Annotated in this window: 17 protein-coding genes; 6 read left to right on the top strand and 11 right to left on the bottom strand. The window is 73.9% G+C overall.

All coding sequences use genetic code 11. The features are described 5' to 3' along the window. Nucleotides 1-13: 13 nt before the first annotated feature. The 4 genes from FGE12_RS22675 to FGE12_RS22690 all read right to left on the bottom strand — a co-directional run bounded on the left by FGE12_RS22675 (nt 14) and on the right by FGE12_RS22690 (nt 3,120). Nucleotides 14-814, bottom strand: coding sequence for a malonate decarboxylase subunit alpha (locus FGE12_RS22675; RefSeq protein ID WP_194798173.1), 801 nt, complete (start codon nt 812-814; stop codon nt 14-16). After that, nucleotides 811-1,425, bottom strand: coding sequence for a TetR/AcrR family transcriptional regulator (locus tag FGE12_RS22680; protein ID WP_153868665.1), 615 nt, complete (start codon nt 1,423-1,425; stop codon nt 811-813). The genes FGE12_RS22675 and FGE12_RS22680 overlap by 4 nt, the downstream gene beginning before the upstream one ends. Nucleotides 1,426-1,559: 134 nt before the next feature. Then, entirely contained in the window at nt 1,560-2,195 is a 636-nt protein-coding gene (locus tag FGE12_RS22685; RefSeq protein ID WP_153868666.1) for a LysE family translocator, read from the bottom strand. A 367-nt stretch (nt 2,196-2,562) separates the two neighbouring features. Next, nucleotides 2,563-3,120 (bottom strand): hypothetical protein, encoded by a 558-nt coding sequence (locus FGE12_RS22690; protein WP_153868667.1) that lies wholly within the window; start codon nt 3,118-3,120, stop codon nt 2,563-2,565. A 320-nt stretch (nt 3,121-3,440) separates the two neighbouring features. On the opposite strand from FGE12_RS22690, the gene FGE12_RS22695 reads away from it, so the two are divergent. Beyond that, the gene (locus FGE12_RS22695) at nt 3,441-4,403 is read left to right on the top strand and encodes a YafY family protein (RefSeq protein ID WP_153868668.1); all 963 of its coding nucleotides are present in this window, start codon (nt 3,441-3,443) and stop codon (nt 4,401-4,403) included. On the opposite strand, the gene FGE12_RS22700 is transcribed toward FGE12_RS22695, so the two are convergent. Continuing rightward, a complete protein-coding gene (locus FGE12_RS22700) occupies nt 4,400-4,753 on the bottom strand; it encodes a hypothetical protein (RefSeq protein ID WP_153868669.1) in 354 nt (117 codons plus the stop codon). The two genes, FGE12_RS22695 and FGE12_RS22700, sit on opposite strands and share 4 nt — an antisense overlap. A gap of 251 nt (nt 4,754-5,004) precedes the next feature. Here FGE12_RS22700 and FGE12_RS22705 point away from each other — a divergent pair, with 251 nt between their 5' ends. From FGE12_RS22705 to FGE12_RS22725, 5 genes are all read left to right on the top strand, one after another. Then, nucleotides 5,005-5,562 (top strand): hypothetical protein, encoded by a 558-nt coding sequence (locus FGE12_RS22705; protein ID WP_153868670.1) that lies wholly within the window; start codon nt 5,005-5,007, stop codon nt 5,560-5,562. A gap of 183 nt (nt 5,563-5,745) precedes the next feature. After that, nucleotides 5,746-6,663: a hypothetical protein gene (locus tag FGE12_RS22710; RefSeq protein WP_153868671.1), complete on the top strand. Its 918-nt coding sequence runs from the start codon at nt 5,746-5,748 to the stop codon at nt 6,661-6,663. A 4-nt stretch (nt 6,664-6,667) separates the two neighbouring features. Continuing rightward, nucleotides 6,668-8,800 (top strand): Ig-like domain-containing protein, encoded by a 2,133-nt coding sequence (locus FGE12_RS22715; protein ID WP_153868672.1) that lies wholly within the window; start codon nt 6,668-6,670, stop codon nt 8,798-8,800. A gap of 135 nt (nt 8,801-8,935) precedes the next feature. Next, nucleotides 8,936-9,571: a hypothetical protein gene (locus FGE12_RS22720; RefSeq protein ID WP_153868673.1), complete on the top strand. Its 636-nt coding sequence runs from the start codon at nt 8,936-8,938 to the stop codon at nt 9,569-9,571. 138 nt (nt 9,572-9,709) lie between these two features. Then, entirely contained in the window at nt 9,710-10,057 is a 348-nt protein-coding gene (locus tag FGE12_RS22725; RefSeq protein ID WP_153868674.1) for a hypothetical protein, read from the top strand. 4 nt (nt 10,058-10,061) lie between these two features. Here FGE12_RS22725 and gyrB read toward each other — a convergent pair whose 3' ends face one another. From gyrB to FGE12_RS22755, 6 genes are all read right to left on the bottom strand, one after another. Next, on the bottom strand, nt 10,062-12,527 hold the full coding sequence (gyrB, locus tag FGE12_RS22730) for a DNA topoisomerase (ATP-hydrolyzing) subunit B (protein WP_153868675.1): 2,466 nt from the start codon (nt 12,525-12,527) through the stop codon (nt 10,062-10,064). 181 nt (nt 12,528-12,708) lie between these two features. Beyond that, nucleotides 12,709-13,179, bottom strand: a complete 471-nt coding sequence (locus tag FGE12_RS22735) for a hypothetical protein (protein ID WP_153868676.1) — start codon at nt 13,177-13,179, stop codon at nt 12,709-12,711. A gap of 62 nt (nt 13,180-13,241) precedes the next feature. Then, nucleotides 13,242-13,616: a response regulator gene (locus tag FGE12_RS22740; RefSeq protein WP_153868677.1), complete on the bottom strand. Its 375-nt coding sequence runs from the start codon at nt 13,614-13,616 to the stop codon at nt 13,242-13,244. Then, the gene (locus FGE12_RS22745; protein WP_153868678.1) at nt 13,616-15,313 is read right to left on the bottom strand and encodes an ATP-binding protein; all 1,698 of its coding nucleotides are present in this window, start codon (nt 15,311-15,313) and stop codon (nt 13,616-13,618) included. The genes FGE12_RS22740 and FGE12_RS22745 overlap by 1 nt, the downstream gene beginning before the upstream one ends. Next, on the bottom strand, nt 15,310-15,837 hold the full coding sequence (locus tag FGE12_RS22750; protein ID WP_228531010.1) for a response regulator: 528 nt from the start codon (nt 15,835-15,837) through the stop codon (nt 15,310-15,312). The genes FGE12_RS22745 and FGE12_RS22750 overlap by 4 nt, the downstream gene beginning before the upstream one ends. After that, entirely contained in the window at nt 15,834-17,255 is a 1,422-nt protein-coding gene (locus tag FGE12_RS22755) for a sensor histidine kinase (RefSeq protein ID WP_153868679.1), read from the bottom strand. The genes FGE12_RS22750 and FGE12_RS22755 overlap by 4 nt, the downstream gene beginning before the upstream one ends. Nucleotides 17,256-17,263 lie beyond the last annotated feature (8 nt).

Below are 17,263 nucleotides of genomic sequence, written 5' to 3' on the forward strand. Positions count from 1 at the left end.
GTCGACGCGGTGTTCATGCGGCCCTCCGGTGCGCAGTGAGCTCGGCGAGCGCCTCGGCGACCTCGCCGGCCTCCGCCCGTGCGAGGTAGCGCGCGAGCGCGGCGTCGTCGTGCGGGTAGAGCCCCGCGCAGCCCGTGGGCAGTGCGCCCCCGGGCGCGAGCGCCACCTGCTCCACCTGGAAGGAGGGCAGCGTCACGCGCGGCAGCCGCTCCACCCGCTCCTCCACCGTCGCGAGCACCCGCTTCGCCGCGCCCGCCATGAGCAGGTCGGTGGTCGGGTCCTCGATGTAGAGGTTGCCGCGCGCATCCGCCGCGCGCGCGTGCACCAGCGCCACGTCCGGGCTGAACGCGAGCTCCACCGGCACACGCTCCCCGCTCACCGGGTGGTCCACGCTGAAGGGCGGGTCCTGCTCGGAGAGCTGCGACACGTCCGCGCCCGGCGCCGGCAGGAAGGGCAGCCCCATGGCGGCCGCGCGCAGCCGCTGCACCACGCGGTAGCCGTCGTGCTCGGCCCACTCCACGCTGCCGCGCTCCAGCGCCCGCTTCAGCGCCGGCATGCTGCGCACCCGCCCCTCGAGCGTCAGCGCCCCGAACGCGAGCTCCACCCGCGCGAGGCACCCGCCCGCCACCAGCAGCTCCGCGGGCAGCGGGTTGGGCAGGGACAGGAGCCGCAGCCCGCGCCGCCCCTGCGCCACCAGCTCGAGCACCGCACGGATGGGCGCGCGCCCCAGCATGAAGCCGCCCGTCGCGAGCGACGCACCGTCCGGCACGCTCGCCGCCAGCTCCGCCACGCTCACCCAGCGCGTGAGCCTCACGGTGCGCTCCCGGGCCGCTCGAGCCCCGTGAAGAGCAGGTCGATCATCCCGTCCGCCACCTGCTCATCGGTGAGCCGGCCGTCGGGCTGGAACCACTTGTAGATCCACAGCACCATGCCGAGGAACGCGAAGGCCGCCACGGTGGGCTGCACCGGCCGGATGCGCCCCTGCTTCACCGCCTCCGCGAAGGACTCCTCGAGGAAGCGCACGTAGCGCTTCTTGCGCCCGTCGATGTACTCGCGCGCCTCGCCGTGCAGCGTGGCGTGCTCGTGCAGGATGATGGTGACCTCCTTGCTCCAGCCGCGCGTCACCAGGTCGATGTTCAGGCGCATGCAGCGACGCAGCCGCTCCACCGGGTCCGCCAGGTCCTGCACGCGCGAGAGCACCCGCTCCTCGAACACGTCCATCCCGTAGGTCATGATCGCTAGGAGCAGCTGCTCCTTGCTCTGCACGTGGTGGTAGAGCCCCGCCTTCGTCATCCGGCAGGCCGCGGCGATGTCCTGCATGGACGTCCCCTCGTACCCGCGCTCGCAGATGAGGCGCGCCGCGGTCTCGAGGATCCCCCGGTAGCGCTCGTCCTCGTTCTTCTGCCTTCCCGGCGGCGGCGTCATCTCGCTCCCCTCGTGCGGCGTCTTGCGTCGACCTACCGACCGGTCGGTAACACGGGATGACGCGGGACGTCAACGCACTTTGTGGGAGCGGCGCCTCGGCCTGGGAGGCCCAAGGGGCTGGAATCACGGGGGCTTCAGGAGCCGCGGCTGCCTCCCGCCACGGTGAGCAGCGCGGCGAGCACCAGCACTCCGCCCACGGCCCGGGCGCCGGCGGCGCCTGCGGCGGGGTGGCGCTCGAGCCAGCTGCGCGAGCTCGCGGCCGCCAGCGCGAGCCCACCGTACACGCCTGCCTGGGTGAGGGCGATGATGACCCAGAGCACCGCGGCCTGCAGCGCGAGGTGCCCTGCCTGCGGGCGCAGGAACTGGGGGAACACCGCGAGCATGAAGAGGTAGGCCTTGGGGTTGAGCAGGTTGGTGAGCGCGCCGCGGCGGAAGGTGGCGGCGCTCGACTGCGCCCGCGCGAGCGGCGAGGCCTTGAACGCCGCGCCCCCTCGCACGAGCGACACGCCGAGGTACGCCACGTAGAGCGCGCCTGCCCACAGCAGCGCGTCGAAGGCGGCGGGCACCACCTTCAGCAGCACCGCGATGCCCGTGACCCCCACCACCACGTGGCACACGCCGCCCGCGACGATGCCCGCCACGGCGCTCAGTCCCGCGCGTCTGCCGCCCACCAGTGCGCTCGCGAGCACGTACGCCATGTCCAGGCCCGGCAGCACGACCACGCCGAGCACGACCAGGAAGAAGAGCCACAGGTGCAGTGCGTTTTCCATGCGCAGCACCGTGCGCCCCATACAGGGCACAACCTGCCCGCATTCGGACGCGCCTCTGCGGCCAGGTGGGGAGCCCCGCGTCATCGTTGGGTCGATGCGCACCGGCCAGAACGTCGCCTGCTCCTGGGGAAGACGGACGGGACGGGCTCCCGTCGCATGCGCCCAGCACCCCGGGGCGCTGCCCTGCGCGGCGCTCCGGGGATGCGACAGAGAGGGGGTGTCGGGCCGAGTGCTGTGCGACGCTAAATACAAACCTCGGGAGTTTTCAAAACCCCCGAGGTTTGTCGTTAGCTCCGCACCGACCTGCGACCGGGAGGGTGCCCCCCTTCCCCTCCGCCGGCCGTGGACGAAGTGTTCCGTCCAGCGCTCACGGGACCGACTGTCCCGTCGTCACGTCGAAGCGGTGGACGCGCTCTCGATGCCACGGCAGTCCATCGAGAGTCACGACGGTGTACCGCCCCTCTGCGTCGATGCCCTCGCAGCGCCCCCAGCACCAGTGGGAGACGGTGGGCAGGAGCAGCCAGAAGTGCTCGACCAGCTCGTCGAGCCGAACGGCGCGAATCAGCCTTCCGCGCTCGAAGAACCGGAGCATCGTTTCTGCACGGTCGTAGTCGCGCGGCAGCAGGTCCTGGCCATCGAAGCCGACGACCAGGTGGTCCCCGTCGTCCGAGAGCGATGCCTCGCGGAACCAGCCCGGCATCTCCCAGGAGAAGCGCTCCGACCCATCGGATGCCACGCGCACCACGGTGGTGCGCCAGGCCTTCGGATCCGTCCGCGCGCAGAAGCGGCCGCTGCGTGAGCAGACCCGCCGTGCACTGGGTGGTGGCAGAGGCTCGTCGGCACGCGAGGATCCGGTGGCAAGGAGGGCTCCGATGAGGGCGAGGCCCAGGAAGCGAGCGGCAGGAAGGCCCGGCGAGAGGTGCATGAGGTGCAGAACGCAGGAGGGCGCGCGGAGGTCTACGCCTCATCTCCCGGGACCTGCGGGCGGGCGGCACTTCCACGGACGAGAATGGCGGTTCTACTCGGCCGCTCCTGCCTCCGCCGAACCCGCACGCGCGTGCACTTCGACGAAGCCCTGAGCCTCCCCGGAACGCCGCGCAGGCCGGCGCCCCCTCGCGCTCGGCGCAAGCGAAAGGAGGCCGTCCCACCCGTCTTCCTCCGAGCCCCTCCCCTCCGAATGGCCTCGACGCCGCACCCGCAATGGACGGGCCCCACCCGCCCGCATCCGGACTACCCTCCGCGGGCATGTCCCGCCCCACGACGCGCGTCCTCGCGGTGCTCGAGCTGCTGCAGACGCATGGGCGGCTGAGCGGCGCGGAGCTGGCGGCGCGCCTCGAGGTGGACCGCCGCACGGTGCGCCGCTACATCGCGGCGCTCGAGGAGCTGGGCATCCCGCTCACGGCGGAGCGCGGGCGCGATGGCCACTACGGCCTCGTGGCCGGCTTCAAGCTGCCGCCGATGATGTTCACCGACGACGAGGCGCTCGCGCTCTCCGTGGGGCTGCTCGCCGCGCGCGGGCTGGGGCTCGCGGAGGGCGCGCCCGCGGTGGCGAGCGCCCAGGCGAAGCTGGAGCGGGTGATGCCCGCGGGGCTGAAGCGGCGCGTGCGCGCGGTGGACGAGACGGTGGCGCTCGAGCTCGCGCGCCCCCGCGAGCCCGCGCGCGACAACGCGGCGCTGGTGTCGCTCGCAGCGGCCGCGCAGGCGCAGGAGCGCGTGCGGCTGCGCTACGCCGCGGCGGCCGCGAGCGGCGAGGAGACGGAGCGCGACTTCGACCCCTTCGGCCTCGCGTACCGCCAGGGGCGCTGGTACGTGGTGGGCACCTGCCACCTGCGCGGCGGGCTGCGCAGCTTCCGGCTGGACCGCGTGCGCGGCGTGGTGCCGCAGGGGCTGCACTTCGAGCGCCCGCGCGACTTCGACGCGCTCGCGCACCTCACGCGCTCGCTCGCCACGCTGCCGCGCGCGCACGCGGTGCAGGTACTGCTGCGCACGGACCTGGAGCGCGCGCGGCGCGAGGTGGCGCCCTCCTTCGGCGTGCTCGAGCCCGCGCCGGGCGGGGTGCTGCTGCGCACCGAGGCGGAGGAGCTGCCGTGGGTGGCGCGCGAGCTCTCGCGCCTGTCCTTCCCCTTCGAGGTGCAGCAGCCCGCGGCCCTGCGCGACGTGCTCGCCGAGCACGCGCGCCGGCTGCTCGCGCTCGCGCGGGGCGCCTAGCCGCGCCCCGGGTTCTTGCCGCGCCGGCCCACCGAGTGGGTGCGCTTGCCCTCGCCCTTGCCGCCAGTGACGCCGCCGCGCGCGATGCCGGTGGAGTAGGCCTTGGCGCGCCGGTTCGCCGTCACCTCGGTCTTGTTGAGCGGGCCGGCCGGCGCCTTCTTCGCGGTGCGCTTGCGCTGCATGCCCATCACCGGCACGGAGCCGCCGTCCAGCAGGGGGTCGGTGTGCAGCTTCTTGCGGCCGCCCGCCTTCTTCAGGTCGCGCTTCTTCATCGCCGGCTTCTTCGCGCGCGCCGCCCCACCGCCCGCGCTCCCCGCACGCTTCGTCGCCTGCTTCGCTCGCACCGCCATCGTGTGTGGCCTCCCTCGCCTCCTCTTCAGCTACGCACGGGAGGGAGCAACGGCCATCGTCCCGGGCAGCACCCATGCAGCGGCCGGGCGCCCACTCCCCGCAGAGGGGGCGAGCACTCGGGCTCCTGCTGGCACGCCCGCTGGGGCACCGCGCGCGGGGCGTCAGCCGCAGTGTCCGCCGGTCGCGCTCCCCGCCCGGGCCCCCGTGCCTAACCTTCTGAGCACACCCCCTCACCACTTCGGAGCACTCGATGACGCCTGCGTTGTCCTCGACGGGTCTTGTCCTTCACAACCTCGGCCTCGCCACCGCCTTCGGCGGCTCGCTGTTCGGCAAGGTGGCCCTCAACCCGGCGGTCTCCGCCATCTCGTCGGAAGAGGAGCGGGGCAAGGTCACGAACCTCGCCTGGAACGGCTACAACATCATCAACGCCGTCTCCATCGGCACCGCGGCGCTCACCTGGCTCTTCGGGCGCTCGCAGCTGAGTGGGCGCGAGATCGACAGCTCCACGCACGGCTTGGTGCTCGCGAAGGACGCGCTGCTGGGCGCCAGCGTGGCGCTGGGCGCGGCGAACATCTTCACCGGCGCCTTCCTCGCGAAGCAGGCCCCCGAGGGCGCCGTGCCCTCAGCCTCCGGCAACACCCCCACCGCCAACACGCCCGAGCCGGCGGTGAAGGCGATGCGGGCGATCAACCTCATGGGCATCGCGAACCTCGCCACCATGGCGGGCGTGATTGCGCTCACCGCGGTCCTCAACATGAAGGCGGGCACCTCCAACAAGTGGTCGGTGCTCGCACGCTTCCTGCCGTAAGGGCCCAGGACGGGGCGCGCCGCCGCGTGCGCGCGCGCACCCGCCCGGTTCAACAAGGTCGGGAAAGGCAGATGGGCAGGGCGCAGGGGATAGCGCCGCTGCCCATCCGTCTTTCTGCGCCCCGCGCGGGTAGGGGCCCCGCCCACCTTCGCGCCCGGGGCTCGGCTGTGTAGTGTGCCGGGAATGTTCTCCTCTCGACGGATCTCGTTCCACCGCCTCACCCTCCCCACCCTGCTCGCGCTGCTCTTCGCCGCGGGCGCGGCGCACGCCCAGGCCTCCCGCACGTGGGTGTCCGGGGTGGGCGACGACGTGAACCCCTGCAGCCGCACCGCGCCCTGCAAGACCTTCGCGGGGGCGATCAGCAAGACGGCTGCCGGCGGGGAGATCGACGCGCTGGACCCGGGCGGCTTCGGCGCCGTCACCGTGACCAAGTCGATCACGATCGACGGCGCGGGGATGGGCAGCATCCTCGCCAGCGGCACCATCGGCGTGGTGATCAACGCGCCGGGCGCCACGGTCATCCTGCGCAACCTGAGCATCAATGGCGCGGGCAGCACCGTCGGCACCCACGGCATCCGGGTGATCGCGGCCGCGGCGGTCTACGTGGAGAACTGCACCCTCTTCGGCTTCAGTGGCAACCTGGTGTGGGTGGCGGCGCCGGCGGCGACCCAGGTCTTCGTGCGCAACAGCACGCTCAACGGCGACTGGAGCTCGGGCACGGCGAGCGGTAACGCGGCGAGCGCGCTGCGCATGGAGGGCGGCGCGGCGGTGGTGGAGAAGAGCCAGCTCGCGCGCGCGACCGTGGGCGTCTCGGCGCAGAACGACGCGAAGGTGGCGCTGCACGACTCCACGCTGGTGGGCCACGTGACGGCCGGGGTGCTCGCGCAGGGCAGCAGCCAGGTGCTGCTGGAGCGCGGCATGGTGGCGCAGAGTGGCACCGGCGTGCAGGCGGACGCGCCCGCGCAGGTGCGCCTGAGCGACGTGATGGTGGGCCAGAACACGCAGGGCCTCACGGGCAACGTGGCCTCCTTCGGCAACAACCGCGTGGCGGCCGGCAACGGCACCGACGGCGCCCCCTCCACCCAGCTGCCCCAGAACTAGACCCATGGCGTCCCCGGCGTTCCCACTTCGTCTTGCCCTCGCGGCCGCGCTGCTGTGCGCCGCCTCGCCCGCGTTCGCCCAGGCCACCCGCACGTGGGTGTCCGGCGTCGGCGACGACGTGAACCCCTGCAGCCGCACCGCACCCTGCCGCACCTTCGCCGGCGCCCTGCCCAAGACGGCCTCCGGCGGGGAGATCGACGCGCTGGACGCGGGCGACTTCGGCCCCGTCACCGTCACCCGCAGCGTCACCCTGGACGGGCGCGGCGTGGGCCGCGTGCTCGCCGAGGACGCGCACGCCGTGGTGGTGAACGCGCCGGGCGCCACCGTGGTGCTGCGCAACCTCTCGCTGCAGGGCGCGCGCAGCGGTTTGGACGGCCTGCGCGTACTCGCCGCGAGGAGCGTGCGCGTGGAGGACAGCCGCGTCTCCGGCTTCACCGGGGACGGGCTGCGCTTCACGCCGGACGCGGGCGGGCAGCTGCTGCTGCGCAACGTGAGCAGCGCGGACAACGCGGGCGCGGGCCTGCGCGTGGGCAGCCTCTCGGGCAGCGCGGTGGCCTTCCTCGAGCGCGCGAGCCTGCAGCGCGGCAGCCAGGGCCTCGTGGTGGAGGCGGGCGGGCGCGCCACCGCGTACGACGTGACGGCCTCCGGCAACGCGGGCGCGGGCCTGGGGGTGCGCGCCTCGGGTGCGGGCGCGAGCGCGGAGCTCAACGTGGAGCGCGCGCAGCTGAGCCACAACGCCCTCGCCCTGGAGGCCGTGGGCCTGCGGGGTGCGAGCGCGCAGGTGCGGCTCTCGCGCGCCACCGCGCTCGGCAGCAGCCTTGCTCCGACGCGCCTCGCGGGTGAGGGCAGCCTCGGCAGCTACGGCAACAACCGCCTGGACGGCCTGGGCGCGGCCGCATGCACGCTCGAGCCCGCGGCGCTCGCCCCGGCCGCGCTGGAGACGGCGTACGGCCCCGTGGAGCTCGCGCTGCGCGGCGGGCTGGGCCGCGCGCAGCTCAGCCTCACCGGCGCGCTGCCGCGCGGCATGCAGGCCTCGGGCGGCGTGCTCGAGGGTACGCCCACCGAGGGCGGCGACTTCCCCCTCACCCTCACCGGCACGGACGACAACGGCTGCAGCGTGCAGCGGAGCCTGGTGCTCAGCGTGCCCTGCCCCGCCACCTCGGTGGACCCGGACAGCGTGCCGGGCGCCACCGCGGGCGAGCCCTACGAGGGCCCCCTCTTCAGCCACACGGGCGCCCAGGCCCCCAGCACACTGCAGCTGATGGGCACGCTGCCCATCGGGCTCGGGCTGGTGGACGGGCGGCTGAAGGGCCTGCCCACCCAGCCGGGCACCTTCCTCTTCCGCGTGGGCGCCACGGATGCGCACCGCTGCGCGGCGGAGCGCAGCTACACGCTCGAGGTGGTGCGCCCCGCGGACTACCAGGACACCACCGCGCAGCTCTCCGCCACGCCGAGCCCGGCCGCGTACGGGCAGAGCCTCACCCTCACCGCGCGGCTCGCGGTGGCGAGCGGCGAGCCCACCGGCAGCGTGGCCTTCTTCGCGACGCAGGGCGCGGGCCCCGAGCGTGCGCTGGGTGTGGCGCCCGTGAGCGCGCGCGGGGCGAGCCTCGTGGCGCCCTCCCTCGAGCCGGGCGCCTACAGCCTGCGCGCGGTGTACTCGGGGGACGCGCACTTCAGCGGCGCGGAGGCCCCTGCGCTCGCGCTGAAGGTGTCGCCTGCGCAGACGCAGACCGCGCTCGCCTCGGCGGGCCCGGTGGACCTGGACACCCCGGCGCGCCTCAGCGCCACCGTGACCTCGAGCGGGGCCGCGGGCACCCCCACGGGCCTCGTCACCTTCCGCGAGGGCGAGCGCGTGCTGGGCAGCGCCGCACTGGATGCGGCGGGCGTGGCCACGCTGGAGGCGAGCCTGCTCGGCGCGGGCACCCACTCGCTCGTGGCCGCCTACGCGGGCGCGGAGCGCTACCTGCCCAGCACCTCCGCGCCGCTCGCGCAGGAGGTGCGCAGCGCGCGGGTGGAGGCGCAGGGCTGCGGCTGCAGCGAGGCGAGCGCTCCGGGACTCGCCTCGCCGCTGCTCCTGCTCGCGCTGCGGGCGCTGCGGCGCCGGCGCCGCACGGAGGGCGGCGAGCGCGCGCCGTAGCGGGCGGGGCGCCAGTCGAGCGCCCTCCCGCGCCACCGACTGGCCGCCTCTCGCGATGCTGCACCGCGCGTGAGACCAGGGTGCCATGGGCCCGGCGCGCGCCCCTTCCCATCTCTAGAGGAGGCGGGCGGGGGCGTGCGGCGAGGGCACGTGGCCATGGGCGAGCTACGGCACAGCACAGGGGCAGCAGAGACGGGCTACGTCGGGCGCCTGGAGGCGGAGCTGAGGGCGGCCGACGACGAGCTGGCGGAGCTGGAGCGCTCGCTGCAGCTCGCCGGCGGGGCAGAGGACGTACCCGAGCTCGCCTGGGCGCGCGCCCGCTGGGAGGCGCTCGGGGGCTGGGTGCAGGCGCTGCACCGGCGTGACGGGCGCGCCGCGGGCCAGCCCTTCACCCCCGAGGACTCCCTGCACGCGCACGCGGAAGGGGCGCGCTCGGCGCTCCTGCGCGCGCGGCTGGAGGTGCACGAGCGGCTGCAGCTGCTGCGCCAGGACCTCGCCTTCCGCGCCGAGGCCCACCTGCGCGCGCTCGAGGACGGCTACGCGCGCGCCGAGGCGGAGGTGGCGCGCTCGCCCCACCCGAGCGCCGCGCTGGGGCTGTCGCTCGCGTGGCTGCGCTGCGAGCTGCACGCCACCTGGCGGCTGCTGGAGCGGATGCTGCGCAGCGAGGACCGGGAGTGGGCCCGGACCCGCCGCGACTTCGAGCGCGCACTCGAGGCCCTGTCTCACAGCGCACAGCGCCTGCTGCCCGCCGAGCGCGTGCGCTACGCCTGAAGCGTCCAGCAGCTCACCCGCCGGCCGGGAGTCCGACCCGGGTCCCATGCACGAAGGGGCGTGAGGACCCATGCTCCTCCGCAGTGGGGACGCGCCGCGCAGCGCCAGGCCACCCGTGCGCGCCCAGGGAGCCACACCGTGGAGCAGACTCAGCTCACCCAGCTACACGCGCAGTACACCCAGCGCCAGGCGCAGGACCTGCGCTACCTCGAGGCGGAGATCGACCGGCTGGAGCTGGGCACCCCCGGCAGCGAGGCCAACAGCTGGCAGGCGACGCGCGCGGAGCTGGACTCCCTGCGCGAGGACCTGCGCGCCGCGTGGGAGGGGCTCGAGCAGCTGGGCCGCCTCGCCGCCGACTCGCAGGCCTGGCACCGCGCCCGCGAGCTGTACCTGCAGCGCCACACCCGGCTGCTGCAGCGCACGCTCGCGCTGGGCGGCGCGGCGGCGGGCGCCGCGGCCGAAGAGGCGGCCGCGGCGGCGCACTAGCGCCTCAGATGTCGAGGTTCTGCACGTCGAGCGCGTTCTTCTCGATGAACTCGCGGCGGGGCTCCACGGCCTCGCCCATGAGCAGGCTGAAGATCTCGTCGCTCTCCACCGCGTCCTCCACGCGCACCTGCAGGAGGGTGCGGCGCGCGGGGTCCATGGTGGTCTCCCACAGCTGCTCGGGGTTCATCTCGCCCAGACCCTTGTAGCGCTGGATGCCCAGGCCGCGCTGCGCGTCCTTGCGCACCGCCGCGAGCACCTGCTGCACCGTGGTGCACACCACGTCGCCGCCCTCGAGCTTCACGGTGTAGGGCGGCAGGCCGAGGCCGCGGAACGCGTCGCGCAGCGCCTTGAGCTCGCCGTACTCGGGGCTCGCGAGGAAGGCGTGGTCGAGCACGGTTTCGCGCAGCACGCCGCCGACCTCGGTGCGCAGCACGAGCTTCTTCGCCTGGTGCTCGGGGTCGTCCTTGCGGAACACCTTGAGCTGGGCGAGCACGTCCGGGTAGTGCGCGGCGAAGTAGGCGTGCATCTTCTCCACCTCGGCGTTGAGCGCCTCGGTGTCCGCGAGCGTGGCGGCGTCGATGCGGGCGCTCTGCACCAGCGCGTCGATGACGCGCGGGTCGCGCCGCTGGGCGAACTTCTCCAGCCGCTCCTCGTAGGTGATGACCTTCTGCAAGAGCTCCTTGAGCGCATCCCCCGTGACCTCGCCCAGCGGCGTGCTCACGGTGGAGTGCTGCGCGGCGATGCGCAGCAGGTACTCGTTCAGGCCGCGCTCGTCCTTCACGTACATGTCCTTCTTGTTGCGCGTGACTTTGTAGAGCGGCGGCTGCGCGATGTAGAGGTAGCCGTTCTGGATGAGCTCCGGCATCTGCCGGTAGAAGAAGGTGAGCAGCAGCGTGCGGATGTGGCTGCCGTCCACGTCTGCGTCCGTCATCAGGATGATGCGGTGGTAGCGCGCCTTCTCCGGGTTGTAGTCCTCGCGCCCGATGCCCGTGCCCAGCGCCGTGATCAGCGTCACGATCTCCGCGCTGGTGAGCATCTTCTCGAAGCGGGCCTTCTCCACGTTGAGGATCTTGCCGCGCAGCGGGAGGATCGCCTGGTTGCGCCGGTCGCGGCCCTGCTTCGCGGAGCCACCTGCCGAGTCACCCTCGACGATGTAGAGCTCGCTCTCGCTGGGGTCGCGGCTCTGGCAGTCCGCGAGCTTTCCGGGCAGGCCGCCGCCCTCGAGGATGCCCTTGCGGCGCACGGTCTCGCGCGCCTTGCGCGCCGCCATGCGGGCGCGGCACGCGTCGCCGATCTTCGCCACCACCTTCTTGGCGATGAGCGGCGTCTCCTCGAGGAAGGTCGCGAGCTGGTCGTTCACCATCTGCTCCACCAGGCCCTTCACCTCGCTGTTGCCCAGCTTGGTCTTGGTCTGGCCCTCGAACTGGGGGTTCGGGATCTTCACGCTGATGACGGCGGCGAGCCCCTCGCGCGCGTCCTCACCCGTGGGGGTCTCCTTGAGGTCCTTCCAGAGCCCGCCCTTCTCCGCGTAGCTGTTGAGCGTGCGGGTGAGGGCGGACTTGAAGCCGGACAGGTGGCTGCCGCCCTCGTGGGTGTTGATGTTGTTGGCGAAGGTGTAGATGCGCTCGTCGTAGCCGTCGTTCCACTGCATGGCGATCTCGAGCGAGACGCCGTCCTTCTCGGCCTGGATGTAGATGGGCCGCTCGTGCAGCGCCTGCTTCGCCTTGTTCAGGTACTCCACGAACGAGACGATGCCGCCGTCGAACTTGAAGTCGTGCTCCTTGTTCGTCCGCTCGTCGCGCACGACGATGTGCAGCCCCGCATTCAGGAACGCGAGCTCGCGCAGGCGCTGGCTGAGCGTGTCGAAGTTGAAGTCGACCGTCTCCATCACCTGGGTGTCGGGCTTGAAGTGGATGAAGGTCCCGCGCTTGTCGGTGACGCCCACCTCCTGCACCTTGCCGGGGGGGATGCCGCGCTCGTAGGCCTGCTCGTACACGCGGCCGTTGCGCTGGATGCGCACCTTCATCCACTCGCTGAGGAAGTTCACGCAGGTCACGCCCACGCCGTGCAGGCCGCCGGAGACCTTGTACGCGCCGTTGCCGAACTTGCTCCCCGCGTGCAGCTCGGTGAGGACCACGTCGACCGTGTCCTTCTCCTTGAACTTGGGGTCGGGGTGCGGCCCCACCGGGATGCCGCGGCCGTTGTCCTGCACGCTCAGGGAGCCATCCACGTGGATGACGACCTCGATGTCGGTGCAGTGGCCCGCGAGCGCCTCGTCCACCGAGTTGTCCACGACCTCGTACACGAGCTTGTGCAGCCCGTAGGTCATGGTGTCGCCGATGTACATGCCCGGGCGCTTGCGCACCGCCTCGCGCCCCTCGAGCTTGGTGATGCTCTCGGCCCCGTACTCCGCGGGGTTGGGCACGTTGGGTGCAGCCGCAGCGGTGCCGGTGGCGGGGGTCTTTTCCATGCGAAAATGTCCTTGGGAAACGGTGCTTTGACGGCCCTCCTGACTATCACCGAAGGCCGGGGGTCACAACAGAACGGACAAGCTTAACGAGCCCGCGCAAAGCTGCAGAAACATTCGGGAAAGAGGCTCCAGACCGCCTGCCCGGCAGGCGGGCGCGGCGGGGGCCCTCCGGACCGCCATTTCAGGCGTCGTACGCCGGGGTCGGGACGCGCTCCTCGAGCGCCTGGGCGAGCGCCTCGAAGTGGGCCGCGTCCGCGAAGAGCTGGCGGCTCACCCGCACGCTTCCGGCCCCTTCCGCGCCCTCGCCCTGCAGCCACAGCGCGAGCACGCCGCCCCTACGGCCGGTGCGCCGCACGCGCGCGATCTGCCCCCACGCGAGCGCCACCGGCTCGGCGGCGAAGGGGCGCGCCACGCTCACCCCGCGCGTGGCCAGCACCACGCCCCAACCCGCGCGCGGCCGCAGCCGGAAGCGCGCGAGGAGGAAGAGCAGGAGCAGGCCTGCGCTCAAGCCCGCGCGCACGAGCGCCGGGCGGCCGCCGCCGGCGCGCGCCGCCGCGAGCGAGGCGGCGCACAGCACCGCGAGCGCACAGGCGCCGAGGAAGAGGAGGAGCCGGGTGCGGCGCGGGTCGTAGGCGAAGAAGCGGGCGTCCATGCGGTAGGGCTAGAGGTACTGCCGGCGCGCGCCCGGCGCCAGCGCAGCCTCAGGCCCGGTCTTCAGGCCCTGTCGACGAGCTGCCGCTCCACGAGGTCCAGCAGCCCCTCCACGCTCACCGGCTTGCGCAGGTAGCCGGAGGCGCCCAGCTCCTTCGCCGTGCGCTCCACGTCCACCGAGGCGCTGAAGATGACCACCTTGAGGCCGGCGTACGTGGCGTCCGCGTGCGCGGCGCGCAGGAAGCTGCGCCCGTCCATCACCGGCATCATCATGTCCAGCAGCAGCAGGTCCGGCAGCCGCTCGCGCGTGCGCAGCAGCTCGAGCGCGTGGGCGCCGTCGCGCGCGCCCTGCACCTCGAAGCCCGCGTCGCTCAGCACCTCCTGCAGGGTCTCGCGCAGGTCCGCGTCGTCGTCCACGACCATCAGGGAGCGGGCCATCAGTGCAGACCTCCAGAGCCACTGCGCGAGCCGCCGGGGGAGGGCGAGAAGCCCTCGAGCGCGGCGAGCGGCAGCTCGAGCACGAAGCGCGCGCCGGCGCCGGGACGGGCCTCCGCGCGCAGCTCGCCGCCGTGGGCGCGCACCGAGCGGCGCGCGAGATAGAGCCCGAGGCCCAGGCCTCCGTAGTGCCGCTCGCTCACCGCGCGCTCGAAGCGCTCGAAGATGCGCTCGAGGTCCGCCGGCGCGAGCCCGATGCCCCGGTCCTCCACCACCAGCTGCGCGGCGGCGCCCACGCGCGCGGTCGAGAGCTGAACGGGGTGGCCCGGGCCGAACTTGAAGGCGTTGGCCACCAGCGCCGCCACGGCCTGGTCCAGCCGCAGCCGGTCCCAGGGCCCCACCAGCCCCGGCGCGAGCTCCAGCTGCAGCGGGCAGCCCGCCCCGCGCGCCTCGTCCGCGTAGCGCTCGGCCACCTCGCGCACCAGCTCCGCGAGGTCCACCTCCTCGCGGTGCAGCTGCAGCGCGCCGCTCTCCAGGCGGCTCACGTCCAGCAGGCTCTCCACCAGGGTGCTGAGGCGCCCCACCTGGCGCTGCGCGCGCTCGAGGCCTCCGCCGAGCGCGGGGCTCGCGCTGCGCACCTCCTCGGACCTCGCGAGCCTTCCGAGCTGCAGGCGCAGCGTGGTGAGCGGGGTGCGCAGCTCGTGCGCCGCCACCTGCAGGAACTCCTCGCGCAGGTGCACCGCGGCCTGCGCCTCGCGGTAGAGGCGCGCGTTCTGCAGCGCGAGGCTCGCGCGCCGGGCGAGCTCCTGCGCGAGCGCGAGGTCCTGCGGGCCCATCGGCGCGCGCGCGCCCATGCCCACCAGGCTGAGCACCCCGAGCACCCCCTGCGAGGAGGCGAGCGGCACGTGCACGCCGGTGCAGATGCCGAGCGCGTCCAGCGCCTCCTTCAGCGCGGGCGGGGCGATCTGCGCGAGCCGCTCCGCGCTCGCGCGGGTGACGAGCTCGGGCTCGCCCGTGCGCGCCACCTGCAGGGGCCCGACGCGCGCGGCGGGGTTGAGCTGCAGCCCCTCGCTCAGGCGCTGCACCTGCGCCTCGAGGCCCGGCAGCTGGTGCGCCACCACGCCCAGGCGCAGGCCGCCGTGGCCGTCCGGCAGGAAGACGGCGCACCAGTCCGCGACCTCCGGCACCGCGAGCCGCGCCACCTGCTCGAGCGTGCGCTCGTAGTCGAGCGAGCGCCCCAGCAGCTCGCTCGCGCTGGCGAGCAGCGCCCGGTCGCGCTCGCCCCGCGCGCGCTCGCGCCGGCTCTGCGCCGCCTGCAGCTCGCGCTCCACCGCGGCCGGCAGCCGGGTGAGGTAGTGCTTGCCGAAGTAGTCGCTGGCGCCCGCGCGCATCATCTCCACGCCCTCGTGCTCCCCCACCGTGCCGCTCACCACGATGAAGGGGATGTCCAGGCCGCGGCGCCGCAGCAGCTGCAGGGCGGCGGGGGCGCTGTAGTGCGGCATGGTGTAGTCCGCGAGCACCACGTCCCAGGGGCCCTGCGCGAGCGCCGCCTCCAGCGCCTGCTCCGTCTCCACCTGCGCGCTGCGCGCGATGGCGAAGCCGCCGTGGCGCAGCTCGCGCTCGAGCAGCAGCACGTCGTCCGCGCTGTCCTCCACGTGCAGCACCGCGAGGGGGCGCGGGGGGGTCGCCGACAGGGTCATCGCGAGCCTCCGGAGCCGGGGCTCGGGAAGCTGGGGCGCGGGGGCGGCGGGTGGTTGAGCTGCAGCCAGTACACGCCCAGCTGGCGCGCCGCCTCCACGAACGCAAGGAAGGAGACGGGCTTGCGCACGTAGCTGTTGGCGCCCGAGTCGTAGCTGCGCACCACGTCCTGGTCCTCGGCGGAGGAGGTGAGGATGACCACGGGCAGGGTACGGGTCCGAGGATCCTGGCGGATGCGGCGCAGCACCTCGTGGCCGTCCAGGAGCGGCAGGTTCAGGTCCAGCAGCACCACGAGCGGGCGGTGGGCGGCGCCCTCCTTCTGGTGGCGCCCCTCGCCGAAGAGGTACTCGAGCGCCTCCACCCCGTCCTCCACCACCACCACGGGGTGGGTGATGCCGGCGCGCTGGAAGGCGCGCAGGGTGAGCGCCACGTCGTCCGGGTTGTCCTCCACGAGCAGCACCGTGCCCGGCGGCGCGAGCGAGCCCGCGCCTCCCGCGCCCTCCATCCCCGCCGCGCCTGCCATCATGTGCTCGCCTCCCCCAGCGTGAAGATGAAGCGGGCGCCCTCGCCGGGCCTTCCTTCCGCCCGGATGCTCCCGCCGTGACGGTGCACGATCCGCTGCACCGTGGCCAGCCCGATGCCCGTGCCCGGGAACTCACTCGTCTTGTGCAGACGTTGGAAGGGGCTGAAGAGCTTGCCCGCGTACGCCATGTCGAAGCCCGCCCCGTCGTCCTCCACCCGGTAGGTGGGCGGGCCGCCGGGCGCGCTTCCGGTCACGCCCTCGGGCTCGCGCCGGAGCGCGATGTGGGCCTGCGCCTTGCGCGCGGTGAACTTCCAGGCGTTCTGCAGCAGGTTCTCCAGCAGCACGCGGGCGAGCTGCGGGTCCGCGTGCGCGGGCAGGGGCTGCTGCACGTCCAGCTGCACCTGGCGCCCGGGCTCGCGGCGCTGCAGCTCCGCGAGGATCTCCTGCGCGAGCGCCCCCAGGTCCACCGGCGCGCGCTGCAGCTCGGCGCGCCCCACGCGGCTGAGGCGCAGCAGGTCGTCGATGAGCTGCCCCATGCGCCCGGCCGCCGCGCGCACGCGGCGCAGGGAGTCCTGGCCCTCGGGGCTGATGCGCGCGGCCTCGTCCTCGAGCAGCGCCTGGCTGAAGCCGTCGATGGCGCGCAAGGGGGTGCGCAGGTCGTGGCTGACCGAGTAGCTGAAGGTCTCCAGCTCCCGGTTCATGTGCTGCAGCTCCCGGGTGCGCTGCTCCACGCGGCTCTCCAGCTCGGCGTTGAGCTGCCGCAGCGCGCGCACGTTGGACTCGTAGCGGCCGGAGAGCATCAACAGCTGGCGGCGGCTCACGTAGGCGAGCCCCAGGCCGATGAGCAGCACCGCGGCGCCGGTGCCCACCAGCACCCGGCGCGCGCTCGCCTGGGCGGCGTCCGCGCGCTGGGCGCGGCGCTCGCGCGCGAAGGAGACCAGCTCGTCCAGCGTCGCGCGCAGCCGGTCCATGCGCGCCTTGCTCTCGCCGCCGGCCACCAGGGCGCGGTAGTCGCCCCCCTCGTCCTTGAGCGCCCGCTCCTGCGCGGCGATGCTCTCCCAGTCTCTCCAGCGCTCGCGCAGCTGGCCGTAGCGCTGCTGCTGCTGCGGCAGGTCCAGCTGACCCTCGAGCGCCGCCATCGCACCGGGCAGCTCCCGTTCCGAGCGCTCGTAGGGCTCGAGGAAGCGCGGCTCGCCGGTGAGCAGGTAGCCGCGCAGGCCCGTCTCGCGGTCCACCAGCAGCTGCCGCACCCGCTCGGCGCGCAGGATGATGGCGTCCGAGTGCTCGGTGGCGCGGTAGGCCGCGAGCAGCTGGGTGAGCTGCAGGAAGAGCACCGCGGCGAGCGCCAGCAGCAGCAGGATGGGCACCGCGACGGAGCGCGTGAGCAGGCGGCGGAAGTGCGCGGTCTGCCGCTCGGGCACGGTCCCGG

The organism is Aggregicoccus sp. 17bor-14 (assembly GCF_009659535.1).
Lineage (GTDB): Bacteria > Myxococcota > Myxococcia > Myxococcales > Myxococcaceae > Aggregicoccus.

Bases quoted from the DNA above. Each gene is read 5' to 3' on its own strand.
- FGE12_RS22715 (WP_153868672.1), top strand. From the start codon at position 6,668: ATGGCGTCCCCGGCGTTCCCACTTCGTCTTGCCCTCGCGGCCGCGCTG.
- FGE12_RS22740 (WP_153868677.1), bottom strand. From the start codon at position 13,616: ATGGCCCGCTCCCTGATGGTCGTGGACGACGACGCGGACCTGCGCGAG.
- FGE12_RS22700 (WP_153868669.1), bottom strand. From the start codon at position 4,753: ATGGCGGTGCGAGCGAAGCAGGCGACGAAGCGTGCGGGGAGCGCGGGC.
- FGE12_RS22685 (WP_153868666.1), bottom strand. From the start codon at position 2,195: ATGGAAAACGCACTGCACCTGTGGCTCTTCTTCCTGGTCGTGCTCGGC.
- FGE12_RS22710 (WP_153868671.1), top strand. From the start codon at position 5,746: ATGTTCTCCTCTCGACGGATCTCGTTCCACCGCCTCACCCTCCCCACC.
- FGE12_RS22735 (WP_153868676.1), bottom strand. From the start codon at position 13,179: ATGGACGCCCGCTTCTTCGCCTACGACCCGCGCCGCACCCGGCTCCTC.
- FGE12_RS22745 (WP_153868678.1), bottom strand. From the start codon at position 15,313: ATGACCCTGTCGGCGACCCCCCCGCGCCCCCTCGCGGTGCTGCACGTG.
- gyrB (WP_153868675.1), bottom strand. From the start codon at position 12,527: ATGGAAAAGACCCCCGCCACCGGCACCGCTGCGGCTGCACCCAACGTG.
- FGE12_RS22705 (WP_153868670.1), top strand. From the start codon at position 5,005: ATGACGCCTGCGTTGTCCTCGACGGGTCTTGTCCTTCACAACCTCGGC.
- FGE12_RS22750 (WP_228531010.1), bottom strand. From the start codon at position 15,837: ATGATGGCAGGCGCGGCGGGGATGGAGGGCGCGGGAGGCGCGGGCTCG.
- FGE12_RS22690 (WP_153868667.1), bottom strand. From the start codon at position 3,120: ATGCACCTCTCGCCGGGCCTTCCTGCCGCTCGCTTCCTGGGCCTCGCC.
- FGE12_RS22695 (WP_153868668.1), top strand. From the start codon at position 3,441: ATGTCCCGCCCCACGACGCGCGTCCTCGCGGTGCTCGAGCTGCTGCAG.
- FGE12_RS22680 (WP_153868665.1), bottom strand. From the start codon at position 1,425: ATGACGCCGCCGCCGGGAAGGCAGAAGAACGAGGACGAGCGCTACCGG.